The organism is Thauera sp. 28 (assembly GCF_000310145.2).
Classification (GTDB): domain Bacteria; phylum Pseudomonadota; class Gammaproteobacteria; order Burkholderiales; family Rhodocyclaceae; genus Thauera; species Thauera mechernichensis.
The window spans coordinates 340,430-367,055 of the sequence record NZ_AMXA01000001.1 but is presented as its reverse complement, the minus strand read 5'-3'; the positions used below and the strand labels follow the sequence as shown (position 1 = coordinate 367,055).

Annotated in this window: 27 protein-coding genes; 7 read left to right on the top strand and 20 right to left on the bottom strand. The window is 66.8% G+C overall.

Annotated features, from left to right (window positions below; genetic code table 11):
- Positions 1-12 precede the first annotated feature (12 nt).
- From flgJ to flgB, 9 genes are all read right to left on the bottom strand, one after another.
- A complete protein-coding gene (flgJ, locus tag C662_RS01640; RefSeq protein ID WP_002924040.1) occupies positions 13-1,044 on the bottom strand; it encodes a flagellar assembly peptidoglycan hydrolase FlgJ in 1,032 nt (343 codons plus the stop codon).
- Positions 1,045-1,054: 10 nt separating this feature from the next.
- The gene (locus C662_RS01635) at positions 1,055-2,182 is read right to left on the bottom strand and encodes a flagellar basal body P-ring protein FlgI (RefSeq protein ID WP_002924039.1); all 1,128 of its coding nucleotides are present in this window, start codon (positions 2,180-2,182) and stop codon (positions 1,055-1,057) included.
- Between the two features lie 12 nt (positions 2,183-2,194).
- Positions 2,195-2,869, bottom strand: a complete 675-nt coding sequence (locus C662_RS01630; protein WP_002924034.1) for a flagellar basal body L-ring protein FlgH — start codon at positions 2,867-2,869, stop codon at positions 2,195-2,197.
- A gap of 10 nt (positions 2,870-2,879) precedes the next feature.
- Positions 2,880-3,662, bottom strand: coding sequence for a flagellar basal-body rod protein FlgG (gene flgG, locus C662_RS01625; protein ID WP_002924033.1), 783 nt, complete (start codon positions 3,660-3,662; stop codon positions 2,880-2,882).
- Between the two features lie 163 nt (positions 3,663-3,825).
- Positions 3,826-4,560 carry a flagellar basal-body rod protein FlgF gene (gene flgF, locus C662_RS01620; protein WP_002924032.1) on the bottom strand — a complete coding sequence of 245 codons (735 nt, stop codon included), beginning with the start codon at positions 4,558-4,560 and terminating at the stop codon, positions 3,826-3,828.
- A 43-nt stretch (positions 4,561-4,603) separates the two neighbouring features.
- Positions 4,604-5,947, bottom strand: a complete 1,344-nt coding sequence (gene flgE, locus C662_RS01615) for a flagellar hook protein FlgE (protein WP_002924031.1) — start codon at positions 5,945-5,947, stop codon at positions 4,604-4,606.
- Between the two features lie 15 nt (positions 5,948-5,962).
- A complete protein-coding gene (locus tag C662_RS01610; protein WP_002924030.1) occupies positions 5,963-6,631 on the bottom strand; it encodes a flagellar hook assembly protein FlgD in 669 nt (222 codons plus the stop codon).
- Between the two features lie 38 nt (positions 6,632-6,669).
- Complete coding sequence (gene flgC / locus C662_RS01605) at positions 6,670-7,074, bottom strand: flagellar basal body rod protein FlgC (RefSeq protein ID WP_002924029.1); 405 nt, start codon at positions 7,072-7,074, stop codon at positions 6,670-6,672.
- A gap of 11 nt (positions 7,075-7,085) precedes the next feature.
- Positions 7,086-7,490, bottom strand: coding sequence for a flagellar basal body rod protein FlgB (gene flgB / locus C662_RS01600; RefSeq protein WP_002924027.1), 405 nt, complete (start codon positions 7,488-7,490; stop codon positions 7,086-7,088).
- 229 nt (positions 7,491-7,719) lie between these two features.
- Here flgB and flgA point away from each other — a divergent pair, with 229 nt between their 5' ends.
- The 7 genes from flgA (at position 7,720) to parC (ending at position 14,715) form a co-directional block, all read left to right on the top strand.
- A complete protein-coding gene (gene flgA, locus C662_RS01595) occupies positions 7,720-8,460 on the top strand; it encodes a flagellar basal body P-ring formation chaperone FlgA (RefSeq protein ID WP_002924026.1) in 741 nt (246 codons plus the stop codon).
- Positions 8,461-8,560: 100 nt separating this feature from the next.
- A complete protein-coding gene (flgM, locus tag C662_RS01590; RefSeq protein ID WP_002924025.1) occupies positions 8,561-8,857 on the top strand; it encodes a flagellar biosynthesis anti-sigma factor FlgM in 297 nt (98 codons plus the stop codon).
- 56 nt (positions 8,858-8,913) lie between these two features.
- Positions 8,914-9,399, top strand: a complete 486-nt coding sequence (locus C662_RS01585; protein WP_002924024.1) for a flagella synthesis protein FlgN — start codon at positions 8,914-8,916, stop codon at positions 9,397-9,399.
- 83 nt (positions 9,400-9,482) lie between these two features.
- The gene (locus tag C662_RS01580; RefSeq protein ID WP_002924023.1) at positions 9,483-11,471 is read left to right on the top strand and encodes a DNA topoisomerase IV subunit B; all 1,989 of its coding nucleotides are present in this window, start codon (positions 9,483-9,485) and stop codon (positions 11,469-11,471) included.
- 90 nt (positions 11,472-11,561) lie between these two features.
- On the top strand, positions 11,562-11,813 hold the full coding sequence (locus C662_RS01575) for a type II toxin-antitoxin system Phd/YefM family antitoxin (protein WP_002924022.1): 252 nt from the start codon (positions 11,562-11,564) through the stop codon (positions 11,811-11,813).
- Entirely contained in the window at positions 11,810-12,262 is a 453-nt protein-coding gene (locus tag C662_RS01570) for a PIN domain-containing protein (protein ID WP_002924020.1), read from the top strand. Before C662_RS01575 ends, C662_RS01570 begins: the two co-directional genes overlap by 4 nt.
- Positions 12,259-14,715, top strand: coding sequence for a DNA topoisomerase IV subunit A (gene parC / locus C662_RS01565; protein ID WP_002924018.1), 2,457 nt, complete (start codon positions 12,259-12,261; stop codon positions 14,713-14,715). Before C662_RS01570 ends, parC begins: the two co-directional genes overlap by 4 nt.
- A gap of 59 nt (positions 14,716-14,774) precedes the next feature.
- Here parC and C662_RS01560 read toward each other — a convergent pair whose 3' ends face one another.
- The 11 genes from C662_RS01560 to C662_RS01510 form a co-directional block, all read right to left on the bottom strand.
- Complete coding sequence (locus C662_RS01560; protein WP_269745377.1) at positions 14,775-16,295, bottom strand: methyl-accepting chemotaxis protein; 1,521 nt, start codon at positions 16,293-16,295, stop codon at positions 14,775-14,777.
- Positions 16,296-16,299: 4 nt separating this feature from the next.
- The gene (locus tag C662_RS01555; protein ID WP_002924006.1) at positions 16,300-16,842 is read right to left on the bottom strand and encodes a PAS domain-containing protein; all 543 of its coding nucleotides are present in this window, start codon (positions 16,840-16,842) and stop codon (positions 16,300-16,302) included.
- A 207-nt stretch (positions 16,843-17,049) separates the two neighbouring features.
- A complete protein-coding gene (gene motD / locus C662_RS01550) occupies positions 17,050-17,883 on the bottom strand; it encodes a flagellar motor protein MotD (protein ID WP_002924004.1) in 834 nt (277 codons plus the stop codon).
- A 13-nt stretch (positions 17,884-17,896) separates the two neighbouring features.
- Positions 17,897-18,637 carry a flagellar motor protein gene (locus tag C662_RS01545; RefSeq protein ID WP_002924003.1) on the bottom strand — a complete coding sequence of 247 codons (741 nt, stop codon included), beginning with the start codon at positions 18,635-18,637 and terminating at the stop codon, positions 17,897-17,899.
- Positions 18,638-18,683: 46 nt separating this feature from the next.
- Positions 18,684-19,451 carry an RNA polymerase sigma factor FliA gene (locus C662_RS01540; protein ID WP_002924002.1) on the bottom strand — a complete coding sequence of 256 codons (768 nt, stop codon included), beginning with the start codon at positions 19,449-19,451 and terminating at the stop codon, positions 18,684-18,686.
- A 125-nt stretch (positions 19,452-19,576) separates the two neighbouring features.
- On the bottom strand, positions 19,577-20,365 hold the full coding sequence (locus tag C662_RS01535; protein WP_002924001.1) for a MinD/ParA family ATP-binding protein: 789 nt from the start codon (positions 20,363-20,365) through the stop codon (positions 19,577-19,579).
- A 1-nt stretch (position 20,366) separates the two neighbouring features.
- Positions 20,367-21,866, bottom strand: a complete 1,500-nt coding sequence (flhF, locus tag C662_RS01530) for a flagellar biosynthesis protein FlhF (protein WP_002924000.1) — start codon at positions 21,864-21,866, stop codon at positions 20,367-20,369.
- A gap of 150 nt (positions 21,867-22,016) precedes the next feature.
- Positions 22,017-24,110 carry a flagellar biosynthesis protein FlhA gene (gene flhA / locus C662_RS01525; RefSeq protein WP_002923998.1) on the bottom strand — a complete coding sequence of 698 codons (2,094 nt, stop codon included), beginning with the start codon at positions 24,108-24,110 and terminating at the stop codon, positions 22,017-22,019.
- Positions 24,111-24,127: 17 nt separating this feature from the next.
- Positions 24,128-25,270: a flagellar biosynthesis protein FlhB gene (gene flhB / locus C662_RS01520; RefSeq protein ID WP_002923996.1), complete on the bottom strand. Its 1,143-nt coding sequence runs from the start codon at positions 25,268-25,270 to the stop codon at positions 24,128-24,130.
- A gap of 153 nt (positions 25,271-25,423) precedes the next feature.
- Positions 25,424-25,882, bottom strand: coding sequence for a DUF192 domain-containing protein (locus tag C662_RS01515; RefSeq protein WP_002923995.1), 459 nt, complete (start codon positions 25,880-25,882; stop codon positions 25,424-25,426).
- The gene (locus C662_RS01510; RefSeq protein ID WP_002923993.1) at positions 25,879-26,565 is read right to left on the bottom strand and encodes a pseudouridine synthase; all 687 of its coding nucleotides are present in this window, start codon (positions 26,563-26,565) and stop codon (positions 25,879-25,881) included. Before C662_RS01510 ends, C662_RS01515 begins: the two co-directional genes overlap by 4 nt.
- Positions 26,566-26,626 lie beyond the last annotated feature (61 nt).

The following is a 26,626-nucleotide window of genomic DNA, read 5'->3' as shown; positions in this document are numbered from 1 at the left end:
CGGGCGGCAATATCAGCCCATGCCTGCCAGCGCGTTGCGCAGGGTAGCGCCGCCGATGATGCGGGTGAGCTTGTCGGCATAGTGCGGATCGGTGGCATAGCCGGCGTCCTGCAGCGCACGAGCGAATCCGGCTGCGCTGGTCGAGCCCAGCACCGCGCCATAGCGCGGACTGCGCGTCATCAGCCGGGCGTAGTCGGCGAAGGACTCGGCATAGGACGAATAGGCGCGGAAACGCGAGGGTTCGGCATACGCCTGCCCGCCCGCATATTCGGTAACGGTACGGTCGACCGTCTCGCCCTGCCAGTTGGACCCGGCCTTGATGTTGAACAGGTTGTGGCTGGGGCGCCCATCGGCATGACGCAGCTGCTTCTCCCCCCAGCCCGTCTCCAGGGCAGCCTGCGCCACCATGAAGGCGGCCGGGATGCCGGTCTGCTTGCTGGCCTCCAGCGCATGCGGCCAGACATCGGCGACGAAATCGCGCACCTTGGCCACGACATCGCCAGCCGCATCGCGCGCCTGGCGGATCGCATCGGCGAAGCGCGACTGCGTGAGCGCAGACTCGGCCGCGGCAAGCGCATCCCCGCTGGCAAGTGGGTCGGTACCGGCGGACGACGTGCCGGCGGCAAGGCCGGCACGCTGCATCACGGCAGAAATTGCCGGCCGGCGCGCCACGCCGGCAAGATCGAAGCCGCCGGCGACGCCAGCCGACGGCACCAGCGCATCGATCGCGCTCGCGCTGTCGGGCCGGCCGCCGAGCTGGCGGAAGATCACCTCGGACAAGCCGGTGCCGCGGGACTGCGATGCATTGAGCGCAAGCTGCTGGTCGAGCAAGCTCTGGTACATGCGCGTCTGCTCGCTGTCGAACATGCTGCTCGAGGGCGTGGCCTCGCGCATCGACTTGAGCGCCATCTGCAGGAACAGCGCCTCGAACTGGCGCGCAGCCGCGCGCAGCGTCTCGTTCGACTGGCCGTCGGTGCGCGCCAGGCGCTGCAGGTCGCGCAAGGAGTTGGGGTCGAAGGCGTTGAGCTGGACGCCGGCGTTCATGGCTCGAGCCTCAGATGATCTCGAGTTCGGCGCGCAAGGCCCCCGCAGCCTTCATCGCCTGCAGGATGCTGACCAGATCCATGGGCTTGGCACCCAGCGCATTGAGCGCCTTGACCACATCGGCGAGGTTGCCGCCGGCGCGCACGTTGTGGATGCTGCCACTGTCCTGCTGGATATCGACCTGGCCCTGGTTCTGCGCAGTCACCGTCTGGCCCTGCGACAGCGGATTGGGCTGGCTGACCTGCGTCTCGCTGTTGACGGTGACGGTGAGATTGCCGTGCGACACCGCCACGTTCTGCAGCGTCACGCGCTGGTTCATCACCACCGAGCCGGTGCGCGAGTTGACGATCACCTTGGCCACCTGCTGCTCGGGCGTCACCCGCAGGTTCTCGATCTGGGCGAGGAACGCGACCCGATACGACACATCGGTCGGTGCCCGCACCTCGACGCTGCGGCCGTCCAGCGCACGCGCCGATCCGGGCGACACCGCATTGATCGCATCGACGACGCGGCGTGCCGTACCGAAGTCGGTCTGATTGAGCTCGAGCATCACATAGTCACCCTGCCCCACCGAGGATGCGACCGCGCGCTCGACCGTCGCCCCCGCGGGGATACGCCCTGCAGCGAGGTGATTGATCGTCTGCGCCGCACCGCCGGCCTGGGCGCCGGCACCACCGACGACGAGGTTGCCCTGCGCCACTGCATATACCTGCCCGTCGGCGCCCTTGAGCGGGGTCATGATCAGCGTGCCGCCGCGCAGGCTCTTGGCGTTGCCGATCGACGACACCGTGACGTCGATCGCCTGGCCGGGCCGCGCAAACGCGGGCAGGTTCGCAGTGACCATCACGGCGGCCACGTTCTTGAGCTGCATGTTGGTGCCCTGGGGCACGGTCACACCCATGTTGCTGAGCATGTTGACGATGCTCTGCTTGGTGAAGGGCGTCTGCGTGGTCTGGTCTCCGCTACCATCGAGGCCGACGACGAGGCCGTAGCCGACGAGCTGGTTGTCACGCACGCCGGCGATCGAGGCGAGATCCTTGATGCGCTCGGGGGCAGCCTCGGCGGCAGAGGAGAGAAAGATGCCAGCGGCCACGGCAACCGCCACGGCACGCATCAGCAAGGTCTGGATCCGGAGCATGGCGAGCCTCGATCAGAAGGGCAGCACGGCAAGGAAGAAGCGCTGCAGCCAGCCCATGGTATTGGACTGGTCGATGAAACCGCTGCCGCGATACTCGATGCGCGCATCGGCCACCTGGGTGGACTGGACGGTGTTGCTGGAGGTCACGGTGTTGGGATCGACCACACCGGAGAAGCGGATGAACTCGCTGCCCTGGTTGATCGCCAGCATCTTCTCGCCTGACACCAGCAGGTTACCGTTGGGGAAGACGTCGATCACGGTGACCGTGACCGTGCCGTTGAAGGCGTTGTTGGCGCGCGCGCTGCCGCTGCCGCTGAAGTCGGAATCCACACCGGCCTCGACGCCCAGGCCGTTGAGCCCGCCCAAGGGCAGGCGCGAGGTCGCGGTGATGCCACCCGACATCTCGGAGCCACGGCTCGCGCTGGCGTTCGCGCTCTTGGTGGCCGTGTTGCGCTCGACCAGGTTGATCGTGATGATGTCGCCGACATGGCGAGCACGCCTGTCCTCGAACAGGGGCCTCGCCGCCGCAGCCTGGTAGATGGCACCGTTGGCCGGTGGCTGGGCCATGCGCTCGCCGGGGCGCACGCTCATCGGCTGATGCACTGCCGTGGGCGGGACGCTGTCGATGGATGCGCACCCCGACAGCAGGGCAAGGGCCAGGAGTGCGAAGCTGCGGATGACGGACATGGCCGCGCCCTCAAAGCTGGGTCAGCCGACCGAGCATCTGGTCGGATGTCGAGATCGCACGCGAATTGAGCTCATACGCGCGCTGGGTCACGATCATGCTGACGAGTTCCTCGGCGACGTTGACGTTGGAGGTCTCGACGTAACCCTGGTTGATCACCCCGGCGCCATTGGTCCCGGGCTCGGTCGGCGTCGCCTCGCCGCTCGATGCGGTCTCGTAGAACAGGTTCTCCCCCGCGCTCTGCAAGCCACCGGGGTTGATGAAGGTGGCCACCTGGATCTGCCCCACCGGCTGCGGCTCGACCTGGTCCGGCACGGTAACGGTGACGGTGCCGTCCTTGCCGACAGTGATCGAGCGGGCATTGGCCGGGATCTGGATGGCGTCGAGCAGCGGATAGCCGCTGGCGGTGACGACGTTGCCCTGGTTGTCCAGTTGCAGCGCCCCGTCGCGGGTATAGGCGGTGGAGCCGTCGGGCATCGAGATCTGCAGGAAGCCGTTGCCCTGGATGGCGAGGTCAAGCGCCCCCCCGGTCTGTTGCAGGCTGCCCTGGGTGAAGATGCGCTCGGTGGCGACCGGGCGTACGCCGGTACCGATCTGTAGCCCGCTCGAGACCTGGGTCTGCTGCGTTGTCTGCGCGCCGGGCTGGCGGATGGTCTGGTACAACAGGTCCTCGAACACCGCGCGCTGGCGCTTGTAGCCGTTCGTCGACACGTTCGCCAGGTTGTTCGAGATCACATCCAGCGAGGTTTGCTGGGCATCCAGCCCGGTACGGGCGGTCCACAACGAGCGGATCATGATGAAGTCCTCTGTTCTGCCTTGCCGCTGCGGCAAAGGCTGCCGCAGTGTGGCGGCGTTTGCCGCAATTTCACGGGATCAGTCTAGCCCTCGGACGGGCCAGGCGATTGCACGATAAGCAACGCAAAAACCGTGCTAATCGCCGCGCCCCGCGGGCAGGACATCAACGCCAGGACAGCACCTGGCTGGCGGCACGGTCATTGGCCTCAGCGTTCTGCAGCATGCGCACCTGCATCTCGAACTGACGCGCCAGCGAGATCATCTGCACCATCTGGTCAGCCACGTTGACATTGCTGCCCTCGAGGTAACCGCCTGCGACCTGGACATTGGGATCGACCGGCGCGGCGGCACCGTCGGCGAGGCGGAACAGACCGTCGTCCCCGCGCACGAGATCGGCCTCGGGCGGATTGACCAGCTTGAGCTGGCCGACGAGGTTCACGACCCCGTCGTCGGGGTTGATGGACGAAATCGAGCCGTCACGGCCGATGACGATCTCGGTATCGGGCGGCAGCGTCACCGGGCCACCGTCGCCAATCACGGGCAAGCCATCGCGCGTCTGCAGCACCCCTGCCGGGCTGAGCGCCAGACTGCCATTGCGGGTATAGGCCTCGCTGCCGTCCGGCTGCTGAACGGCCAGCCAGCCCTTGCCCTCGAGCGCAACGTCGTAGGGCCGTCCGGTGTATTGGATCGGCCCCGGAGCGAAGTCGTTGGCGATGCTGGCGTCGACCGCGAACGAGCGCGTGCGGAAGGCCTCGGTCTGGATCTCGACCGCTCTCAGCTTGTGCAGCTGCGAGCGGAAACCGGTCGATGCCGCATTGGCGATGTTGTTGGACACCGCCGCCTGCTGGTCCATCGTGCCCTTGGCACCGGTCATCGCGGTGTAGATCAGGCGATCCATGTTCGACTCCCTTCGTTCTGTCGGCCGACAGCCGGATCAGGCATCAGCGCAGATTCACCAGCGTCTGCAGGATCTGGTCCTGGGTGCGGATCGATTGCGCGTTGGCCTGGTAGTTACGTTGCTGGATGATCATCTGCACCAGTTCCTGGGTCAGATCGACGTTGGATTCCTCGACCTGACCGGCCGAGATCACGCCATTGAGCCCGTTGCCCGGCTCGCCGCGGGCAAAGCCGCCGGACTCCGGGGTTTCGACCCAGTAGTTGTTGCCGATGGGCGACAAGCCGTTGTTGTTGCGCACGGTCGTCAGGTTGACGATCGCGATGTCCTTGGTGATGCCGTTGGTGTAGCGCGCCTGTATGACGCCGTTGCGGCTGATCGCCAGGCCGGCGATCTCGCCCGGAGCCGAGCCGTTCTGGGTAAGCTCACGCGGGGTCGACTTGCCGCCGAACTGGGTGATCGAGTTCATCGCCAGTTCGATCACGCTCGGCGCGATCGCATCGCTGCCGAGCGTGGCGCTGAACACCGAGCCGTTCAGGGGCGGCGTGACCCCAGGAGCCGTCACCTGGGGCGTCACGCTGGCGATGCGGCCAAGGCCATCGAAGCCAAGGCGCGAGTTGTACGTGAGCGAGGCCGTATCGTTGTCGGCAACGGTGTACAGGTCCCACTCGCTGTAGGTCGGCGGCGCAGTCGTGGCATCGACGACATCGGTGCGGCGCACGAAGTAGAACGAGAGCGAGTGCTCCTTGCCGAGCGAGTCGAAGATCTTGAGCGCGGTCGAATAGGTGTAGGTGCTGTCGTCGTTCGGGTTCGGCGGAACACTCCCTGGCAGGGCCGGCGGGGCGGGGTCGGGGATCGTCGCCGCATCCGCGCTCAGGTTCAGGCTCAGGCCCACCTCTGAGGTCGCAGCCGCACCGACGCCGGTCGACGGGATCACCATCGTGCGGAACGAATCCGCGGTGACCGAGGCGGGAGCACGCACGTCACCCGAGATGGGGTCCACGACCTGGTAGCCCATCAGCCGGTCACCAAGCGCCGTGATGATGTAACCCTGCTTGTCGATGTTGAACTGGCCGTTGCGCGTCAGCGCATAGCCGCCGTTCTGGAGTTCGACCTCGAAGAAGCCGTTGCCGTTGATCGCCATGTCCAGCGGATTGCTGGTGGTGGTGATGTTGCCCTGGTTGAAGGTCTGCCGCACCGCCTGTACCGCACTGCCGATGCCGATCTGCACCTTGGACACCGCACCGGTGAGCGAGGACGCATAGGCGTCGGCAAACACCGTGCCGGAGTTCTTGAAGCCCACCGTGCTGGCGTTGGCGACGTTGTTGGAGATGACGTCAAGCGCTTTGGAGGAGGAGTTCAGGCCACTGAGGCCCTGCTGAAATGCCATGGTCGCTGCTCCGGATCAGAGGATCTGCTTGATGTCCGCAACCTTGAACACGCCAAGGTCACCTACCTGGAGGTCCGTGCCGCTGTTGCCGCGCACGATGCTGGTGACCGGACCGAACTGCAGCGTGCGCCCGCCGACCGCCTCGTTGCCCAGCGTCGCCGACAGCGACAGGGTGTAGATGCCGTCGGCAGCGCGCGAACCGTCATCGGCCGAGCCATCCCAGACGAAATTGTGACTGCCAGCGGCAACCGCGTCGAAATCCATCTGCTTCACCGCGAGCCCGGCGCTGTCGCGCACCGTCAGCGTGACGCGGTCGGCCGGGCCGTCGATCTCGAAGCCGCCCACGGCCCCGGCCTCGGTGAGGGCCAGGCTGCGGCCTTCGACCAGCACCCCGCGACCAAGCAGCGCCGCCGCATTGAGCCCCTCCGACGACGCCCGGGAATCGAAGAAGGACTGCACCAGCTTGTTCAGCCGCTCGATGCCGTCGACCGTGCTCATCTGCGCGAGCTGGGAAGTCATCTCCGCGTTCTCCATCGGATTCATCGGATCCTGGTTCCTCAGCTGCGTCGTCAACAGCTTGAGGAAGCGGCCCTGCTGGTCTTCCTCGGGCTTCTGGACGGGTTCGCTGCGGGCCAGGCTGGCCAGCACGCTGTTTGCAGTCTGGTTGTTCGAGACGGTGGTCATGGTGTGCTCCTGCTAGCGGCATCGTTTGCCGGACGGGCTTACTGTCCGATCTGCAGTGTCCTCTGGAGCAAGGTCCGTGCCGTGTTCATGATCTCGGCGTTGTTCTGGTACGAGCGTGAAGCGGAAATCATGTTCACCATCTCCTCGGCAACGTTGACGTTGGGCATCTCGACGTAGCCCTCCGCGTTTGCCGCCGGGTTGTTGGGCTCGTACACGAGCCGCATCGGCGCCGCACTGTCGACGATCTGCGTGACCTGGACGCCGATCGCGCCGGGTCCGGCGACCGGACGGGCGGCGAACACCACCTGCTTGGCGCGATAGGGTTCGCCGGTCTCGGTCGTGACGCTGTCGGCGTTGGCGAGGTTGGACGCCGTGGTGTTGAGGCGCATCGACTGCGCGTTGAGCGCAGAACCTGCAATCTGGAAGACGTTGAGCATGCTCATGGCTGGACTCCTTACTGACCGGTGAGCGCGGTGTTGAGCGAACGCAGCATGCCGTTGATGAAGGTCACGCTCGCCTCGTAGCGCAGCGCATTCTCGGCAAACGCTGCACGCTCGATGTCCATGTTCACCGTGTTGCCATCGACCGAGGACTGCAGCTCGGTACGGTACTTGGCGTAGTTCTCCGCGCTCGCAGAGGCACCACCCGTGATGTGTCCGGCATGCGTGGTCTGGAGCGCAACACCGCTGCGCGCGGCTGTCATCGCCCCTTGCAGGGCGCTCTTGAAGTCGATGTCGCGCGCCTTGAAGTGCGGCGTATCAGCGTTGGCGATGTTGGAGGCGAGCAACTCCTGCCGGTACGCCTGCAGGTTCAGCGCGGTCTGGTGGAAACGGAACTGGTTGTCGACTAGGGTCTTCATCGCATGGCCTCGGGAACGGGCTGCACCATCGCGGCACGGGTGAATGCGGCATGGCGGGCTTCCATGAACCCGTGGTCGCAGCTTTCATGCCAGCCATGTTACGAGGCATGACGGGCCTCCACTCTCGCGATAAGACCGCGGAAAGCAGCCCTTCTTTGCCGCTTGCCCGCGCATCGCGGCAAAAGCTGCCGCCTTGCCCTGTCCCTCGGAGCGTGCTGCAATCCCACCCATGAACACGTCCGCGACCTCTTTCCCTCGCGCCCGCCCGGGCACGCCGGGACGCGGCCCCTGCCGCTGCATCGGCGCCCTGCTCGCCAGTACGATCGTGGCGACGGCCGCCTCCGCCCACCAGCCCTCGGAGCCGATCGAACACGCGGTGCAGGCATTTCTGGAGCACGAGGTCCAGGGCATGCCCGGCGACATCCGTATCGGCGTAAACCGCTTCGACCCGACAAACCGGCTGCCGGCCTGCGCCAGCATCGTCCCCTTCCTGCCGCCAGGGGTGCGCCCGTGGGGTGCGATCAGCGTGGGCATCCGCTGCGACGCGCCGATGCCATGGACCGCCTACGTTCAGGCACGGGTGCAGGTGTTCGGCCCTTACCTCGTCGCTGCACGGGCCTTGCGCTCATCGGAGCGCCTCGACGCCGTCGATGTCGAAGTCCGCGAGGGCGAACTGAGCGCCCTTCCAGACAACGTCCTTTCGGCGCCGGAGCAGGCCGTGGGTCACATCACCCGCTTCGCGGTAGCCGAAGGCATGCCGCTGCGCGCAAGCGTGCTCCGGCAAGCCAACGCGGTCAGCCGCGGCCGCCCCGTCCAGGTGTACACTCAGGGCGAAGGCTTCACCGTCTCCGGCGAAGGACAGGCACTCAACGACGCAGCGCCCGGAGAACGCGTCCGCGTACGCCTGCCTGGCGGACAGATCGTCCACGGCGTGGCGCGTGCCGACGGCGGTGTCATGCTGGGTTTTTGATACGGCGAGGGCACACGCTTCGACATAGCGGATAATTCGCTAAAGTTTAGCGAAGGGGTGCCGTAGACCCTTTCGACTCATAGTGTTCCTGGAAACCATCATGAAGATCGAAAGCTCGGGCAAGGCCTACGTCCCCACGCCCGCACAGGACAACCGCGCGCCAGCTGCGCGTGCCAAGACCGAAGCACAGAGCAGCGCCGAAAGCGTCCAGATCTCGCCGATGGCCTCGCTCATGCGCAAGGCCGAAAGCACGATCTCCGGTACGCCCGAGGTCAACATGCAGCGCGTCGACGAGATCCGCCAGGCCATCTCCGAGGGCCGCTTCAAGGTCGACGCCAGCCGGATTGCCGACGGGCTCCTCGACAGCGTCAGGGAAATGCTGGGTTCGCGCGGGTAAGCCAGGAGCGTTAAGATTCGCGCACGCGAACTTCCTGCCCACGCCGGCCCGACCCCATGCAGACTACCGCCCAACCGCCAGCAGAACTCCAGCGCATCGCCCTCCTGGTCGAGGCCGAACTGCTCCAGCTGGGTGAGTTCCTCGCCCTGCTCGACCGCGAGGAGGCCGTGCTGATCAAAGGCGACACCGACGCCCTGCTGGCCATCGCCAACGAGAAGAACGAGCGCTATCGACAGCTGCAGCGGCTCACCGACGAACGCAGCCGCCTTCTGGGGCGTGCCGCGCTCACCAGCGCAGACGCGGCCATGCGCACGCTTTTCGGCAACCTGCCGCGCGTGCTGGTGCGCTGGGACGAACTGGTCAGCGCGGCCCGCCAGGCCCGCGACCGCAACGCGCTCAACGGCAAACTGATCCTCGAACGCATGGCCGGCAACCAGGCTGCCCTGTCCATCCTGCTGTCGGCCGCCAACCACCCGCAACTGTACGACGCCGACGGCCTCTCCAAGCCTACCGGCGGCGGCCGCATGCTCGGCAGTGCCTGAATCTTTATCCAGTCCTGCAGTCTCATCAGCCACGCGCTCTCTGCTATCCTTGCGCCCTTCGTGACACCGAACGGGCGCGCAGCATGGCTGGCAAGCAAGACACTCCAAAGCAGTACGACGAATCGTCCTTCCGAGTCCTGAAGGGGCTGGAGCCGGTGCGCGAACGCCCCGGCATGTACACCCGCACCGACAGCCCGGCGCACATCATCCAGGAAGTGATCGACAACGCCGCCGACGAGGCGCTCGCCGGCTTCGCGAAAAAGATCCAGGTCACCCTGCACCTCGACGGCTCCATCACCGTCGCCGATGACGGCCGCGGCATTCCGGTCGGCCTTCATCCCGAAGAGGGGGTGCCGGTAGTGGTGCTGGCCTACACCCGGCTGCACGCTGGCGGCAAGTTCGACAAGCGCGAGGGCAACTCGGCCTACGCCTTCTCGGGCGGCCTGCACGGCGTCGGCGTGTCGGTGACCAATGCGCTGTCGACCCGCATCGAAGTCGAGGTGAAGCGCGACGGCAAGATCCACCGCATCGACTTTGCCGACGGCGGCGAGACGATCAGCCCGGTACGCATCGAGGGCGAATGCGGCCGCCAGACCGGCACCCGGGTGCGGGTGTGGCCGGACGGCAAGTATTTCGAGTCGCCGCGCGTGCCAATGAACGAACTCGAGCGCCTGCTGCGCTCCAAGGCGGTGCTGCTGTCGGGGGTCGCGGTGCGGCTCGACATCGAGCAGGCCGACGGCCCGGTGCTGACCAAGACCTGGTCCTACCCCGAGGGCCTGGCCGGCTACCTCAGGGAACTCGCTGGCGACATCGAGGCGGTGGCGCCGATCTTCACCGCCGAGAAGTACGCGGGCAAGGACGACGCCAGCTTCGCCCCCGGCGAAGGCGCAGCCTGGGCGCTGGCCTGGTTCGAGTCGGCCGTGCCCAGCGAGTCCTACGTCAACCTGATCCCCACGGTGAATGGGGGCACCCATGAGTCGGGCCTGCGCGCCGGCGTGTTCGAGGCCATGAAGTCCTTCATCGACCACCACACCCTGCTGCCGCGCGGCGTCAAGCTGCAGCAGGAGGACGTGTGCGGGCGCATGAGCTTCGTCCTCTCGGCGCGCCTGCTCGACCCACAGTTCCAGGGCCAGGTGAAGGAAAAGCTCAACTCGCGCGAGGCGGTCAAGCTCGTCTCCAGCCAGTTGCGCGACCCCTTCGAGATCTGGCTCAACAACCACGTCGAGGCCGGCAAGGCCATCGCCGAACTGTCGATCAAGCAGGCGCTGGCGCGCCAGAAGAGCGCGCAGAAGGTCGAGAAGAAGAAGACCTCGGGCGTCGCCGTGCTGCCCGGCAAGCTCTCGGACTGCGAGTCCGAAGATCTCGCCGACAAAGAACTCTTCCTGGTCGAGGGCGACTCCGCTGGCGGCTCGGCCAAGATGGCGCGCAACAAGGAGACCCAGGCCATCCTGCCGCTGCGCGGCAAGGTGCAGAACGCCTGGGAGATCGACCCGGATCGCCTGTTCGCCAACGCCGAGATCCACGACATCGCGGTGGCCTTGGGCGTGGATGCGCACAAGGCCGACAGCGACGTTGACCTCTCCGGCCTGCGCTACGGCAAGGTCGTCATCATGTCTGACGCCGACGTGGACGGTGCCCACATCCAGACCCTGCTGCTCACACTGTTCTTCCGCCACTTCCCAAAGCTGATCGAGCGTGGCCATGTGTACGTGGCGCAACCGCCGCTGTACCGCGTCGACGTACCGGCCCAGGGCAAGAAGCGCCCGCCGCGCCGGCTCTACGCGCTCGACGAGGGCGAACTCACCGCGATCCGCGACCGCCTCGAGAAGGAAGGCTTCAGGCCCGACGCGATCGAGATCGGCCGCTTCAAGGGCCTGGGCGAGATGAACCCCGACCAGTTACGCGAGACCACCATGGACCCCGCCACCCGCCGCGTGCTGCCGGTGAAGGTGCGCAGCGGCGCACTCAAGGACACGCTGAGGATGTTCACCCTGCTGATGGGCAAGGGCGAGGCCTCGGGGAGAAGGGCGTGGATGGAGGAGAAGGGCGACAGCGTGGAGGCGGATATTTAAGCGCCAGCGGGTACATCGACATTGCCCGATCAGACCACTGGAACTAAAGTAGTGACATTCACTACTTTAGTTCCTAGCGAAGGACCCGATATGCATACCGTCTCCGCTGCCGAAGCAAACCGACAGTTCTCCAGCCTGCTGCGCCAAGTGAGCCAAGGTGAAACCGTTACGGTCCTGTCCCACGGTCGCCCTGTTGCAACCATCAGCCCCGCTGTCGTCGGGACGGAACTCGACCACGATCGAACCAAGGCGCGCGCTCGCCTGCTTGCCCGGCTGGATGGGGAGCCCGTTGCGGACAACCGCAACTGGACCCGCGCCGAATTGTACGACCGCGGCCAATGAAGATCGCTCTCGACACCAACATCCTCGCCTATGCGGAAGGCGCCGGCGACAATGCACGTTGCGCTGCGGCCCGGGTGCTGCTCGGAACACTCTCGGCGAGCGAGGTGATGATTCCCGCCCAGACGCTGGGTGAGTTGTACCGGGTCCTGACCGGAAAGCTCAAGCGCGACGCCGAAGCGGTTCGCACAGCCCTGCTCGACTGGTCCGATGCCTACGAGGTGGCCGATTCGACCTGGCCGAGCTTTCAGGCGGCCATCGACCTGGCCTGCGATCACCGCATGCAGGTTTGGGATGGCCTGATCCTCTCGGTCGCTGCGGAAAACCGTTGCCGCCTGCTGCTGAGCGAGGACCTGCAGCACGGCTTCACCTGGCGCGGCGTCACCGTCATCAATCCTTTCGAGCATGTCGCACACCCGCTACTGCTCGCAGCCTGCAGTTCGAATACATGAGTACAGACACTCCCGATCTCTTCGATGCGCCTGACGCATCCGAATCCGTAACGCTCGCGACCTCAACGCCCACTGCAGTGAAGAGCACCTCGGGTACGGCGCAGGATACGGGCGCCGACGAGTCACCGACGGCCACCGGCGCGAACCTGCCCCCGCCCCCCGCACCGCCCGCCGCCCCCGAGCCCGAACCCGAGGACGACAGCACCCTGGCGCTCGACCGCTACGCCGAGCGCGCCTACCTTGCCTACGCGATGAGCGTGGTGAAGTCGCGCGCGCTGCCGCAGGTCGAGGACGGCCTCAAGCCCGTGCAGCGCCGCATCCTGTACGCGATGAACGAGATGCGCCTGTCGTCCACCTCCAAGCACGTGAAGTCGGCGCGCGTGGTCGGCGACGTGATCGGCAAGTACCACCCGCACGGCGACTCCAGCGTCTATGACGCCATGGTGCGGGTGGCGCAGGATTTCTCGCTGCGCTATCCGCTGGTCGACGGCCAGGGCAACTTCGGCTCGCGCGACGGCGACTCGGCGGCGGCGATGCGCTACACCGAGTGCCGACTGACGCCGATCGCCGAGCTGCTGCTGTCCGAGATCGACCGCGGCACGGTGGACTTCATCCCCAACTACGACGGCGCCTTCGAAGAGCCGCAGCTGCTGCCGGCGCGCCTGCCCTTCGTGCTGCTCAACGGCGCCTCGGGCATCGCCGTGGGCATGGCGACCGAAATCCCGCCGCACAACCTGCGCGAGGTGGCCGAGGCCACCTGCCACCTCATCCGCCACCCCGAGGCAACGCTCGAGGACGTGCTCGCCATCATCCCCGGCCCCGACTTCCCCGGCGGCGGCCAGCTCATCTCCACGCCCGAGACCATCCGCGACGCCTACGCGGCGGGCCGCGGCAGCCTGCGCCTGCGCGCACGCTGGAAGATCGAGGAACTCGCCCGTGGCCAGTGGCGGGTAATCGTCGAAGAGCTGCCGCACGGCGTCTCCGCCGCGCAGGTGCTGTCCGAGATCGAGACCCTGACCAACCCGCAGCCGCGCGCGGGCAAGAAAGAAGTCTCGCAGGAGCAGAAGAACCTCAAGCAGCTCGTGCTCGGCGTGCTCGACACCGTGCGCGACGAATCCAGCGACAAGGCCCCGGTGCGCATCGTGCTGGAGCCCAAGTCCAGCCGCCAGAACCGCGACGAGTTCATGGCGGTGCTGCTCGCCCACACCAGCCTGGAGACCTCGGCCTCGGTCAACATGACCATGATCGGGCGCGACGGTCGACCGCAGCAGAAGAACCTGGTGCAGGTCCTGCGCGAATGGATCGACTTCCGCTACGTCACCGTCGAGCGCCGCACCCGCCACCGCCTGGACGAGGTCGACCGCCGCATCCACATCCTCGAAGGCCGCATGATCGCCTTCCTGCATATCGAGGAAGTGATCCGCGTGATCCGCGAGTCGGACGAGCCCAAGCCGGCGCTGATCGCCGCCTTCGGCCTGTCCGAGACCCAGGCCGAGGACATCCTCGAGATCCGCCTGCGTCAGTTGGCCCGCCTCGAAGGCTTCAAGATCGAGAAGGAACTCGCCGAGCTCAAGGACGAGCGCGCCGGCCTTCAGCACATCCTGGACAACCGCGCGGCGATGACCAAGCTGATCCTCAAGGAGATCCAGGACGACGCGAAGAAGTATGGCGACGACCGCCGCACCCTGGTCGAAGCGGTGGCCGCGGTGGCACCTGCCGAGATCAGCGTGCCGGACGAGCCGGTCACCGTGATCGTGTCGAAGAACGGTTGGGTGCGTTCGCGCCAGGGTCACGGCATCGACCCCGCAGGCATCGCCTACAAGGCCGGCGACTTCGGCTTCGCAGTGATCGAGACGCGCACCACCTGGCCGCTGATCGTCATCGACAGCAATGGCCGCGCGTACACGGTAAAGGTGTCCGACCTCCCCGGCGGGCGTGGCGACGGTGCGCCGATCACCACCCTGGTCGAGTTCCAGGACGGCGGCAAGCTCGCCCAGGTGGTCACCGACACGCCGGACGCGGTGTACTTCTTCGCCAACAGCGGCGGCTACGGCTTCCTGTGCAGCGTTGCGGACGCCAGCAGCCGCCAGCGCGCGGGCAAGGCCTTCATGAGCCTGGAAAAGGGCGAGAAGGTATTGGCGCCGGCCAGGGTGTTCGGCGACTGGATCGCAGCGGCGTCCGAGAACGGCCGCCTGCTGGTCTTCCCCCGCCCCGAAATGAAGACCCAGAGCGGCGGACGTGGCGTGATCGTCATGGCACTGGACGAGGGCGAGACGCTCGCCGCCGTGGCCGTACCTGCAGACGACGCAGTGCTCACGGTCAAGGGCTCAGGCCGCGGCGGCAAGGCGGTGAGCATCGAACTGAAGCCCTCGCAGCGCGAACCCCTGCGCCACCGGCGTGCACGCAAGGGCGTGCCGCTGACCCCGAAGGTGAAGCCGGAACAGCTCTACTGAAGCAGCGCCCCGTGCCCCCAGCCTTCGGGCCGGGCACGGCCGGCATGCCCGGACACAAGCTAGTGCCGGGTGTTCCCGTTGCGCCCCTGCTCCACCCGCTTGTGCTCGATCATCTCGCCAATCAGCCGGATGACTTCGCTGCTGGCCGCTTCGGCGGCGCGCATCTCGTCCACGATGCGCTTGAAGACGGCCTCGTCGTGCAACCAGTCTCCCCGCGAAGCCTCCACCGCACGCTGCACGCCGTCATGCACCGCATGGTGCGGCCTCTCCAGGCTGCGATAGGCGGGTGCTCCCGCGAACGCCCGTGCCCCGTCGCCTTCGTAGTACCAGTGGCCGAGCCGGCACGTGCGCGCCGTCACCGAGACTTCCTCGACGCGCTCGCGCCCGCCGCTCTCCACCGCGACATGGGCGTTCTGCATGTAGATGATGTGGTCGACCTTGACCAGCGTGCCGAAGACTCGCTCGCGGGCAGTACCGATCAGGCGGATGGTCTCGTCGGCTGACTGGGCCACGTCGGCGAACCCATCGGCAAAGAGCCTCACGCGGTCGGTAACCTCCGCAACCTGGCTGCTGACCCCACCGGTCTGGTCGACCATCTCATCCACGCAGGCGCGCAGGCTGCGTACGACCTTGCCGATCTCCTCGGTGGCCTGGCGCGTGCGATCCGCGAGCTTGCGCACCTCGTCGGCAACGACGGCAAAGCCGCGACCGACCTCTCCGGCGCGAGCAGCCTCGATGGCTGCATTGAGCGCGAGCAGGTTCGTCTGCTCGGTAATCTCGGAAATGAGCTTCACCGTGTGGTCGATCTCCTGGCTCGAGGCACCCAACTCCCCCGCCGCACTCCCCATGCGCTGCATCCGGCCATGCATCGAGGTCATGGTGGCGCGCAGGTCGGCCACCGTCTCGCTGCTTTCACGCGCCCCCCGGCCATTGCGCTCCGCAATGTCGAGCACGTCGCTCATCAGCTCGGACACGTTGAGCATGTCGTTCTGGTTGATCCTGAGGTTCTTGAACAGCGAGCCGGCGTTCATCTCATGCAGGTTGGCCGACAGGCGGTTGCGCCGCGAGAACTCGTCCGCCTTGAGCATGGCCTCGAGCGCGTGATTGATCTCGTGTTCGGACTTGCCGAAATCCCCCGGCATACCCATGGGGAGCGCAGGGCGGGTAAAGTCGCGCCGTGCAGCCCGCTCGAAGCAGTTCGACACGTCCTTGAAGTAGGTTTCGACCACATCCATGAGGTCGTTGAAGTTCCAAGCGACGTGGCCGATCTCGCCCAAACCCGAGACATTGGTGATGCGATGGTGGGTATTGCCCTGGCGCGCCGCCACGATCGCCTCGTTGAGGCGGGTCACCGCATCCAGCGTACGGCGGTGATGCACGAAGGAAAACACGACGTAGGCCAGCGTCCCCAGCGGCAGCAAGGTGTTGAGGACATTCCAGCCCGAAGTCCATACATTGAAGCCGGCCAGCATCCAGACGGTGCCGATGTAGATTGCACACATCAGGGTGAACTGCTGCGACGCAAACAGCCGCCCGCGGCTGGTCCCGCTCGTTTGTGCGAGAACTCTCGTGCTGCTCATCGACTCACTCCCCGTTCTTCAGGTGGCGCTTGTAGCAATCGAGCACGAAGGCCTCGTAGCTCGTGCCGCGGGCCTCGAGCTGACGCGTGAGCCAGGCGATCGAGGCATCCGGCGCATCCTTGGCGCCTGCGCGGGCCTCGATAGCGCACATCTCGCGATACAGCGGCTCGATCTCCCGTATCGCGCTGGTCGGCGCCTGCCGGCGCACCGAGTAATAGCCGATCAGCCGGCCGTCGGAATGGTCGGGCGTGACGTTCGCGAACACCCAGTAGTAGGCGCCATCGGCGGTGATGTTCTTGACGAAGCCGAACCACTCGCGGCCTTCGCCCAGGGTTTTCCAGAGCAAGCGGAACGCCCCACGCGGCATGTCGGGATGACGGATCACGTTGTGCTGCTTGCCAAGCAGTTGCCGCTCCGAAAAATTGGCAACACGCATGAAGACGCGGTTGGCATAGGTGAGGATGCCCTTGACGTCGGTCTTGGAGACGATGATCTCATGCGCATCGAAACGCACCTCTCGATCCACCGGGATAATGCCGCTCTTCATTCAGGTACCACTCCAGGAAGCAGGACGCGGGCAAACCAGTCGCAACGCATGCAGCGAGGGCCTGCGAGTGCAGGTCCAGGGCATACGCCGCATGGCCGTATCATCGCTCATATCGGCCTGCCAGCGACCAACTTGAGGGCGCCTGCGATCATGTCCTGCGCCCTGGAGGCGACCTGCAAGCTGAGGTGTGCGGCGTTGCCCGGCGGCTCAGAATCCGTCGGGCAGGATCGAGCGAATCGGATCGCCCGCAGGGATGCTGGCCGGCCGCGGATCGGGGGCGACGTCGGCCGTCCGCGACTCGATCAGGATCGTCACCCGCCGATTGCGGCCACGCTCTTCTTCCGTGCTGTTGCCGGCGACCGGGCGCTGGTCCGCGTAGCCCGCCACCGTCAAGCGATCGGGCTGCACGCCACTGTCGATGAAGAGCCGCGCCACCGTGGATGCACGTACCGCCGAAAGCTCCCAGTTGGACGGAAAGCGGAACGTACTGATCGGCACTGCATCGGTATGGCCCTCGACGGTGATCGGAAACCCCGCCGGCGCCAGCACCTGGGCCACGGCCCGCAGCGCATTGACCGCCTGCGTGCCGAGCGCTGCATCGCCGGGTGCGAACAACAGGCTGGCGTTGATCTCGACGCTGACGCCGAATGCCCCTTCGGTGACGTTGACCTGGCCGGCCTGCGTCAACGGGTTGAGCACGCGCCGGATGTCGTCCGCCATGTTGCGCATGCGCTGCGCCATCTCCCGGCGCCGGACCTCGGCCTGCGGATCGACCGCCGGGACGGCCTGCGCAGTGACTGGTCGGGGTGGCACCACGGTGACCTGGGGCAGCGCGATCTGCTCGCTGCTGTCGTTGACGGTGACGTTGCGAAACGCCTGGACGAGCGAATCGGACAGCACCCGATACTTGCCCTCGTTGATCGAGGACAGCGAATACATCACCACGAAGAAGGCAAACAGCAGCGTGATGAAGTCGGCATAGGAGACCAGCCAGCGCTCGTGGTTGTCATGTTCTTCGTCGAGCTTGCGCCTGCGCCGCATGGCCGCCCCGCCCTCAGACGACGTAGCCCTGCATGCGGCTGGCGATGATGCGTGGATTGTCGCCGTTGGCAATGCCGACCAGCCCGTCGATGAACATCTCGCGCTGGGTCGTGAGGGTGATGATATGGGCCACGAGCTTCTTCGCAATCGGCAGGAACACCAGGTTCGCGAAGCCGACGCCATAGATCGTCGCGACGAAGGCCACGGCAATGCCGGCGCCGAGCCGCGACGGATCGGAAAGGTTCTCCATCACGTGGATCAGGCCCATGACTGCGCCCAGGATGCCAATGGTGGGGGCGTAACCGCCGGCCGCCTCCCACACCCGCGCGGATTGGCGCAGCTGCCCTTCCCAGACGCCGACCTCGACCTCCAGTATCTCGCGCAGACGGTTGGGCTCGACACCGTCGACGAGCAGCTGCAGCCCCTTGCGCATGAAGGGGTCGGACAGCCTCTCGATCTGGTTCTCGAGCGTCAGCAGCCCCTCCTTGCGCGCCACATGGCTCCAGTTCTCGACCTGCTCGATGACCGCCTGGGAGCTCATCGCCGGCGGAACGAACACCCAGCGCGCCATGCGCATGCCTTCGACGAAGCTGCGCAGCGGGCTCTGCAGCATCACCGCACCCAGCGTGCCGCCGATCACGATCAGGAAGGCCGTGGGCTGCACCAGCGAGGAGATATGCCCGCCCTCGAGCACCTGGCCGATCACGATGGCCGCAATGCCGAGCGTCAGGCCGACGAGGCTGATCTTATCCATGATGAGGCGTCAAGATACGCACACGCATCCTTGTCAGGGCTTGTGTTCAGTTGGCCGCCTTCTTGGGCGGTCGCCCGCGCCGGCGTTGTGGTGGCAGCGTGGAGCTGCCTTCGAAGAGCCCCGCACGCAGGCGCGCCACGGCCTGGCCGTGCAACTGGCAGACCCGCGACTCGGTCACGCCGAGAACCGCACCGATCTCGCGCAGATTGAGCTCTTCGTCATAATACAGGGCCATCACCATCTGCTCGCGCTCGGGCAACGCGCAGATCGCGTTGACCAGGCGTTCACGCATCTCGCTGTCCTCGAGCAGGTCGAGCGGATTGCTGTCCGCGGCTGCCAGGTGACGCTCGAGGAAATCGTCGTCCTCGTCGCGGTTGAAGTCCTCGAGATAGACGAGCTGGTGGCCGCGTGCCTCCTGCAGCATGCGCTGGTATTCGTCGAGCGAGACCCCGAGCGACTCGGCAAGCTCCGTCTCCGAAGGCTGGCGGCCGAACTGCTGCTCGAGCGCATGGATCGCCGCCTCGATACGCCGCATGTCGCGGCGCAAACTGCGCGGCAGCCAGTCGTTCTCGCGCAAGCCGTCGAGCATGGCGCCGCGGATACGCTGCACTGCATAGGTCTCGAACTGGGCACCGAGGCCTTCTTCATAGCGGCCGAGCGCATCGAGCAGCCCCATGAGGCCGTTCTGGATGAGGTCATCCACATCCACGCTGGCCGGTAGCCGGGACATGAGCTGGAAGGCGATGCGCTTGACGAGCGGCGCATACGCTTCGATGAGGCTGCTCTTGTCGAGGTTGCCGTTGGCGTCGTACATCCATTCAACCTGTATCTTGGGACGACGCGAGCCCCTGCCCGCGCTGGCTCCGCTAACCGGAGGCGGTGATTTTCCCGCAGCGGGGGCGGGATTACCAGCGGGAATATTGAAAGCCATGACGGGACTCAGGCACGCATCACACGTGGTGCGCGTGCCATGGCATTGATACGACGCATGAATGCAGCGCCTGCGTCGCGCGAATTCCACTGCAGCGGCTGGCGCAGACCATTGGCGATGTCATCGCGTTCGACCTCGCCGAGCCAGGCCAGCGGCACACCGACATGTCGGCGCACGAGTGCTTCGAGCGTGGCGAAGAAGGCTTGCGCATCGCTGCGGTCGCGCGCCCGGCTGACGGCAACATGCACCGAACCTGCACCTGCCGAAGCCAGACCCTTGATCACCCGATAAGCCTCGGTCGCACCGCTCGCGCAGGCCTCTGCCACCACCAGCCGGCATGGCGCCGCATTGACGAAGGGCGACGGCTGCGCTGCCGCCTCGCCCGCGCCATGCACGAGGACGAAGCCCGCATGGCGGTGCAGCAAGCGAAGCGCCTCGACCAGGCAGGCACGGCGTGCATCGTCGAGCAGCGGCAAGGCCAGTGCCGCCGCCGCCACGGGCACCCGCCCCACCAGACCGGGCACCGGCTGCACCACCGCGGCAAGAGTCGTACGCCCGTCCAGCACCTGCAGCAGGTCCGTGCCCTCGCCCGTACCCAGCACGCCGCCCAGGGCGTCCTGGCCCTGGGCCTCGTCCAGAATCAGCACGCGCTCGGCGCGGCCAGCCAGCCGATGAGCAGCAAGCACGGCCGTGTGGCTGCGCTGCCGGCCACACGCATACAGCGCCACCACCACCGGCGGCGCGCGGCGGAACAGGCGCCTGAGGCCCGCCGCCTGGTCTTCGCGTCCGTCGATCATGTCAGGCTCCCATGCCGGCTGCGGCGAGCAGCATGCCCGCCTCGTCGCCATCGAGGCGCCACGGCGACTCGCCCGCATGCTCGCGCAGCGCACGGTGCAGCAAGTAGGCGCGATTGGGCAGGTGCAGATCCTCGGGCACACGCTGACCATTGGTCAGATAGCGAATGTCGAGCTCATGACGCACGGCCACGTCGAGCGCCGGCGCCAGCGCCGCGGATTCATCAACCTTGGTGAAGATGCAGCCGGCGAGGTCGTTGCCGGCGTAGGCGCGGACGACGTCGTCGAGCGTATCCCCGCGCGCGGTGGCGTTGAGCAGCAGCAGACGGCGGACGTCTCCGGCCGCCGACAGCATCGCCGCCTGCTCGCCGACCAGGCGATCGCGCTGGCTCATGCCCATCGTATCGATCAGCACCATGTGCTTGTTGCGCAGACCCGCCAGGGTCTGGCGCAGGTCGGCACCATCGCGCACCGAATACACCGGCACCCCCAGGATGCGGCCATAGATGCGGAGTTGCTCCTGGGCGCCGATGCGGTAGCCGTCGGTGGTGATCAGGGCCAGCTTGCCGGCGCCATGGCGCACCACGCAGCGCGCCGCGAGCTTGGCCGTGGTCGTGGTCTTGCCCACCCCGGTCGGCCCCACCAGGGCATACACGCCGCCGCGATCGAGCAGATCCTCGTCGGACGAGCGCGCACGCATCATGCGGTCGAGCATGCTGCCCACGGCCTCGCGCGCTTCGGTGCGGCTCGCATCCTCGGGGACGGCCTCGACCAGCTTGCGCGCGATGGCCGCCGAGAACCCAGCCTCGAGCAGCTCGCCCAGCATCGCTGCGCGCGCGGGCGCGTGGCGCCGGGTCTCACCCCAGGCGAATCCGGCCAGCTGACGCTCGATCATGCCGCGAATGCCGGCCAGTTCAGACATCAGCCGGGCGTTGGTCTCCTGCAATTCGCGCACACGTGCGCCGCCAAACTCGTCGCCCTGCGCCGCCGCACGGGTGACTGCCGGCGCACTCGCCTGATCGCTGCGACCGCGCGCCGATGCCGACCGCAGCACGGCTTCGCGGCCACGCATGGCGTAATCGGCGGTCTCGATCCGCGGCGGGTTGAACGGGCGCACCACCGGGCCGGTGCTCTCCGCGCTCGGCTCCGCACGCTGTCCGCCGCGCGCCGCCGAGCGCGCTGCGCTCGCCGCCAGGGCAGACAGACTGACCTGGAAATCGCCTTCATCGGCCAAGGGGGCGGGCGCACGCTGAACGGCCTCGGCCTGGGGGCGGGAACCGGACGCAGACTCGTCCGCCACCCTGCCCTGGCCACCGCTGCGCGCACCCATCGTGGCGCGGTTGGCCGCCTGCAGCGCACCGACGGCGTCGCCGGGCAGGGCAAGAATCTCGACGCCGCCGTCGACCGCACGGTTCGACAGCACGATCGCATCGGGACCGAGCGCCTCCTTCAGAGCGCGAAGGGCCTCACGGGCGGTAGGGGCAAAGTAGCGTTTGACGTTCATGGCGGTTCTCCCGGCGGTCGATGTCGACCACTGCTTGATGGGAATTATCGCCACACCCCGTCAATGCCCAGGGGCCGAATAAAGCAGCTTTACCCCGTCTATTCGGACCTCACTGCGCGCGCCGCGCGATACCCTGGCGCGCGCCTGCGGTCAGCCCTGCGCCCCCACCATGGCGGTAACGCGGATGGTGCGGCTCTCGGGCACCTCGGAGTTGGAGATGACCTTGAGGCTGGGCACCGCACGGCGCAGGAAGCGCGACAGCAGCGTGCGCAACTGCGAGGGCACCAGCAGCACCGGCGGCAGGCCGATGTCCTCCTGGCGCTGGGCGATCTGCGCGGTCTGGCGCAGCAGGGTGTCGGCCAGCCCGGGTTCGATCGCCCCGCCTTCGCTGCCCACGCTCATGGCCTGCAGCAGGATGCGCTCCAGCCCAGGCTCCAGCGCCATGACCTGGACTTCGCCATTGCCCGGGAAGAGGCTCTGGATGATCGCGCGCCCAAGCGCCTCGCGCACGCGGGTGGTGAGCTGCAACGGGTCCTGGGTACGCGGTGCATGCTCGGCCAGCACCTCGATGATGCTGCGCATGTCGCGGATGTTGACGCCTTCCTCGAGCAGGTTCTGCAGCACGCGCTGCAGGGTACCGATCGCCAGCGTCTTCGGCACGAGATCCTCGATGAGCTTGGGCGAATCCTTGCCCACGTGATCGAGCAGCGCCTGCGTTTCCTGGCGACCGAGGAGTTCGGCAGCATGGTTGAGGATGACATGGTTGAGGTGGGTGGCCACCACCGTGCTCGCGTCGACCACCGTATAGCCCAGGGCATGCGCCTGGTCACGCGTAGCCGTGTCGATCCACACCGCGGGCAGGCCGAACGCGGGATCGGTCGTCTCGCGCCCGGCCAGCGGGCCGGACACCCGCCCCGGGTTGATGGCGAGGAACTGGCCTGGATAGGCCTCGCCAGCACCGACCTCGACGCCCTTGAGCGCGATGCGGTAGCCGTTGGGCTTGAGCTCCAGGTTGTCGCGGATATGCACCGGCGAGGACAGGAACCCGACCTCCTGGGCAAACTTCTTGCGCAGGCCGCGGATACGCTTGAGCAGCTCGCCGTCCTGGCCCTTGTCCACCATCGGAATCAGGCGGTAGCCAACCTCGAGGCCGAGCACGTCCACCTGCGAGACGTCGTTCCAGCTCGCCTCCAGCGCATCGGCCTGAGGCTGCTGCACGGGCGCCTCGGACTCGGGCCGTGCTGCCGCTACCTCCTCGGCAACGCGCTGCCGGCGCAGCCACGCCAGCGCCCCGAGGCAGGCCGCAATCAGCAGGAAGACCAGGTTGGGCATGCCCGGGATCAGGCCGAGCACGCCGATGATGATGGCGGTCAGGGTCATCACCGTGGGGTTGGAGAACACCTGCGCAATGACCAGCCCACCAATGTCGCCCTCGTCACCGACGCGCGACACCACCAGGCCGGCGGCCACCGAGATGATCAGCGCCGGAATCTGCGCCACCAGCCCGTCGCCGATGGTGAGCAGGGTGTAGGTGCGCCCCGCCTCGCCCACCGCCATCTCGTGCTGCATGACGCCGACGAAGAGGCCGCCGAGGATGTTGATCACCAGGATGATGATGCCGGCAATGGCGTCACCGCGCACGAACTTGGAGGCACCGTCCATCGCACCATAGAAGTCCGCCTCCTGGGCGATCTCCTTGCGCCTGCGCTTGGCCTCCTTTTCGTCGATGAGGCCGGCGTTGAGATCGGCGTCGATCGCCATCTGCTTGCCGGGCATCGCATCCAGGGTGAAGCGCGCCGACACTTCCGCGATACGCCCCGCACCCTTGGTGATCACCACGAAGTTGATGATGGTGAGGATCACGAACACCACCAGGCCAACCGCCGTATTGCCGCCCACCAGGAAGCTGCCGAAGGCCTCGATCACCTTGCCTGCCGCGTCGCCGCCACCGTGGCCTTCGAGCAGCACGATGCGGGTGGACGCTACGTTCAGCGCCAGGCGCAGCAAGGTGGTGACGAGCAGCACCGTGGGGAATACCGAGAAATCCAGCGGGCGCTTGGAGTACATCGCCACCAGCATCACCATCACCGAGATCGCGATGTTGAAGGTGAAGAACACGTCGAGCAGGAACACCGGCAGCGGCAGCACCATCATCGACAGGATCATGACGATGAGGATTGGCGCGGCAAGCTGGCGCAGGTTGGCCGAAGTCAGCAGCTGGCGCAGATTCAGGATGTCGTTCATGGGCATAAGTCAGGCGTTCATTCCCCAGGCACGCCGGGATCCATGCCGGCCGGAACCGGCAGCGCAGCCGGCACGGCCGGCGGCAGGCCACCCTGCTTGATCCAGGCGTCGAGCTGGTACACATAGGCCATCACCTCGGCCACCGCGGTGTACAGCGCGGCCGGGATGGAGGCTTCGAGTTCGCAATGGGCGTACAGCGCACGTGCCAGCGGCGGCGCCTCGAGCATCGGCACGCCATGTTCGGCGGCAATCTCGCGGATCTTCAGCGCCAGCTCGCCACGCCCCTTGGCGACTACCACCGGCGCCCCCATGCGCTCGGCGTCGTAACGCAGCGCAACCGAGAAGTGCGTCGGGTTGGTGACCACCACATCGGCCTTGGGCACCTCGGTCATCATGCGCCTGCGCGCCATCTCGCGCTGCAAGGCACGGATGCGGCCCTTGACCATCGGGTCGCCCTCCTGCTCCTTGTTCTCGCGCTTGACCTCTTCCTTGGTCATGCGCAGCTTCTTCTGGTACTGCCAGAGCTGGAAAGGCACGTCCATGAGCGCCAGCAGGCCCAGGCTGAGCGCGATCAACAGCGCGGCAAAAGCCACGATGCTGGAGAAGTCGGCCATGCCGACCTCGAGCGGCTCGACCATGAGGTCGAACAGGTGGTCCTTGTTCATCCACAGCACCAGCGACGCCACCCCGCCCACGACCAGCGACTTGAGGATGGCTTTCACCATCTCCGCCAGGCCATGCACCGAGAACATGCGGCCCAGGCCCTGGATGGGATTCATGCGCCCGAAGTTCGGGCCCAGCGCCTTGGGCGCGAAGACCAGCCCACCGAGCAGCACCGGTGCCGCAACCGCCGCGATCAGCAGGATGAAGAACAGCGGCATCAACGTCAGCAGGGCTCCGCTGAGCATGCGGTTGAGCACGTCGAGCATCAGCACATGGTCGAACACCGTCGCACGATCGAAGGCGAAACCGTTGCGCACGACCCCTGCGATGCGCGTCGCCATCCAGTTGCCCAGCAGCAGCAGCGCCGCAGCGCCGGTCACGGTGACGAGAAAGGTCGACAGCTCCCGCGATTGCGGGACCTGGCCTTCCTCGCGTGCCTGTTCCAGACGTCGCGGTGAGGGGGCTTCTGTCTTCTCGAGGTCGCTTTCTTCGGCCACGGCCGGCTCCGTCCGCCCCCCGCTCCGCCCGGATGGACCTGGACGCGAGAAGACGTGTGCGGATTATCGGCGCACGGCGGCAATATCTGCCGCCCGATAAAAGCCCGGAAAGCCAGCCAATTCCTGTCTTGGCCCGCGTCGGCAGGCCGCTGTTCAGCGTGCCGGGGGCAGTGCAGCAAAGCCGCGCAGCACGTCGCCCGCCTGGATGCCACGTTCGGCGAACCAGCCGATGTTCATCTCCAGCGCGAAGCGCGCCGGGGCTGCTGCACAGTGGCTGGTCTCGGTCTGTGGCTGCATGTCCTCTATGTTGATGATCCTGGCCTCGGCGTCGAGGAAGGCAACCGACAAGGGCAGGAAGGTATTGCGCATCCACATGCAGTGCCGCGCATCCTCAGGGAACACGAACACCATGCCACGATGCAAGGCCATCGCCTCGCGGTTCATCAGGCCGACCTGGCGCATCTCGAAGGTATGCGCAACCTCGGCCTCGATGCGGTACATGCCCGCGCCCAGTTCGGCGACCGGCATGGCAATCTGCGCCAGTGCCGCAGCGCCGGGCACAAGCGCGACAAACGACAGGCAGGCATGGGCAAGCAAGCGGCGAATCATCATCCTCGGGACCCCGTTCGAGACATCGTGCGCCGCATCTTACCTGCGCCCTGCATGGGCTGACGAGCCGCAGCCCGCTCCCCTTTGCCGTACCCGCCCCGCGCCGTCGCGCTCCCGCCCGCCCCGGGTAGCGGCGGCAAGTCGGCGGCTGCCGCCTCGCGCCACTGCCCCGGCGCCAGTCCGTCCAGGGTCCACGGCCCGATCGCCAGCCTCACCAGGCGCAGGGTCGGGCACCCCACCTTCGCGGTCATGCGCCTTACCTGGCGGTTCTTTCCCTCGCGCAGCACGATCTCGAGCCAGCTTGTCGGCACGCTCTTGCGGAAACGCACCGGCGGCTCCCGCGGCCACAGCCAGTCAGGCTCGCCAACGCGCCGCGCATCACATGGCCTGGTATGGAAGTCGCCCAGGTCCACACCCGCGCGCAAGCGCGCCAGGGCGGCATCGTCGGGTTCGCCTTCGACCTGTACGAGGTAGGTCTTGGGCAACTTGTGGCGAGGATCCGCAATGCGGTGCTGCAGCCCGCCGTCATCGGTCAGCAGCAACAGGCCCTCGCTGTCGGTATCGAGCCGGCCCGCCGCATAGACGCCCGGCACGGCGACATAGTCCTTCAGCGTGCGACGCCCATCTTCGTCGGAGAACTGGCACAGCACGCCGTAGGGTTTGTTGAGCAGGATGAGACGGGACATGGCAGGCGGACCGAGGCGTGCGGGAGGGCTGATTATCGCGCGATCGCCCCGTGCCGCAGTG

What these genes read in the sequence shown, in the direction of transcription:
- C662_RS01545 (WP_002924003.1), bottom strand. Translation starts at nt 18,637, where the DNA reads ATGGATAAGATCAGCCTCGTCGGCCTGACGCTCGGCATTGCGGCCATC.
- flgJ (WP_002924040.1), bottom strand. Translation starts at nt 1,044, where the DNA reads ATGAACGCCGGCGTCCAGCTCAACGCCTTCGACCCCAACTCCTTGCGC.
- C662_RS01510 (WP_002923993.1), bottom strand. Translation starts at nt 26,565, where the DNA reads ATGTCCCGTCTCATCCTGCTCAACAAACCCTACGGCGTGCTGTGCCAG.
- flgF (WP_002924032.1), bottom strand. Translation starts at nt 4,560, where the DNA reads ATGGATCGCCTGATCTACACCGCGATGACCGGTGCCAAGGGCACGATG.
- parC (WP_002924018.1), top strand. Translation starts at nt 12,259, where the DNA reads ATGAGTACAGACACTCCCGATCTCTTCGATGCGCCTGACGCATCCGAA.
- C662_RS01535 (WP_002924001.1), bottom strand. Translation starts at nt 20,365, where the DNA reads ATGATCGACGGACGCGAAGACCAGGCGGCGGGCCTCAGGCGCCTGTTC.
- C662_RS01570 (WP_002924020.1), top strand. Translation starts at nt 11,810, where the DNA reads ATGAAGATCGCTCTCGACACCAACATCCTCGCCTATGCGGAAGGCGCC.
- flgE (WP_002924031.1), bottom strand. Translation starts at nt 5,947, where the DNA reads ATGGCATTTCAGCAGGGCCTCAGTGGCCTGAACTCCTCCTCCAAAGCG.
- C662_RS01610 (WP_002924030.1), bottom strand. Translation starts at nt 6,631, where the DNA reads ATGACCACCGTCTCGAACAACCAGACTGCAAACAGCGTGCTGGCCAGC.
- C662_RS01585 (WP_002924024.1), top strand. Translation starts at nt 8,914, where the DNA reads ATGCAGACTACCGCCCAACCGCCAGCAGAACTCCAGCGCATCGCCCTC.
- C662_RS01555 (WP_002924006.1), bottom strand. Translation starts at nt 16,842, where the DNA reads ATGAAGAGCGGCATTATCCCGGTGGATCGAGAGGTGCGTTTCGATGCG.
- flgA (WP_002924026.1), top strand. Translation starts at nt 7,720, where the DNA reads ATGAACACGTCCGCGACCTCTTTCCCTCGCGCCCGCCCGGGCACGCCG.
- C662_RS01580 (WP_002924023.1), top strand. Translation starts at nt 9,483, where the DNA reads ATGGCTGGCAAGCAAGACACTCCAAAGCAGTACGACGAATCGTCCTTC.
- flhF (WP_002924000.1), bottom strand. Translation starts at nt 21,866, where the DNA reads ATGAACGTCAAACGCTACTTTGCCCCTACCGCCCGTGAGGCCCTTCGC.
- C662_RS01630 (WP_002924034.1), bottom strand. Translation starts at nt 2,869, where the DNA reads ATGTCCGTCATCCGCAGCTTCGCACTCCTGGCCCTTGCCCTGCTGTCG.
- flgB (WP_002924027.1), bottom strand. Translation starts at nt 7,490, where the DNA reads ATGAAGACCCTAGTCGACAACCAGTTCCGTTTCCACCAGACCGCGCTG.
- flgG (WP_002924033.1), bottom strand. Translation starts at nt 3,662, where the DNA reads ATGATCCGCTCGTTGTGGACCGCCCGTACCGGGCTGGATGCCCAGCAA.
- C662_RS01540 (WP_002924002.1), bottom strand. Translation starts at nt 19,451, where the DNA reads ATGTACGACGCCAACGGCAACCTCGACAAGAGCAGCCTCATCGAAGCG.
- C662_RS01575 (WP_002924022.1), top strand. Translation starts at nt 11,562, where the DNA reads ATGCATACCGTCTCCGCTGCCGAAGCAAACCGACAGTTCTCCAGCCTG.
- flhA (WP_002923998.1), bottom strand. Translation starts at nt 24,110, where the DNA reads ATGAACGACATCCTGAATCTGCGCCAGCTGCTGACTTCGGCCAACCTG.
- C662_RS01560 (WP_269745377.1), bottom strand. Translation starts at nt 16,295, where the DNA reads ATGAGCAGCACGAGAGTTCTCGCACAAACGAGCGGGACCAGCCGCGGG.
- C662_RS01635 (WP_002924039.1), bottom strand. Translation starts at nt 2,182, where the DNA reads ATGCTCCGGATCCAGACCTTGCTGATGCGTGCCGTGGCGGTTGCCGTG.
- flgC (WP_002924029.1), bottom strand. Translation starts at nt 7,074, where the DNA reads ATGAGCATGCTCAACGTCTTCCAGATTGCAGGTTCTGCGCTCAACGCG.
- motD (WP_002924004.1), bottom strand. Translation starts at nt 17,883, where the DNA reads ATGCGGCGCAGGCGCAAGCTCGACGAAGAACATGACAACCACGAGCGC.
- flgM (WP_002924025.1), top strand. Translation starts at nt 8,561, where the DNA reads ATGAAGATCGAAAGCTCGGGCAAGGCCTACGTCCCCACGCCCGCACAG.
- C662_RS01515 (WP_002923995.1), bottom strand. Translation starts at nt 25,882, where the DNA reads ATGATGATTCGCCGCTTGCTTGCCCATGCCTGCCTGTCGTTTGTCGCG.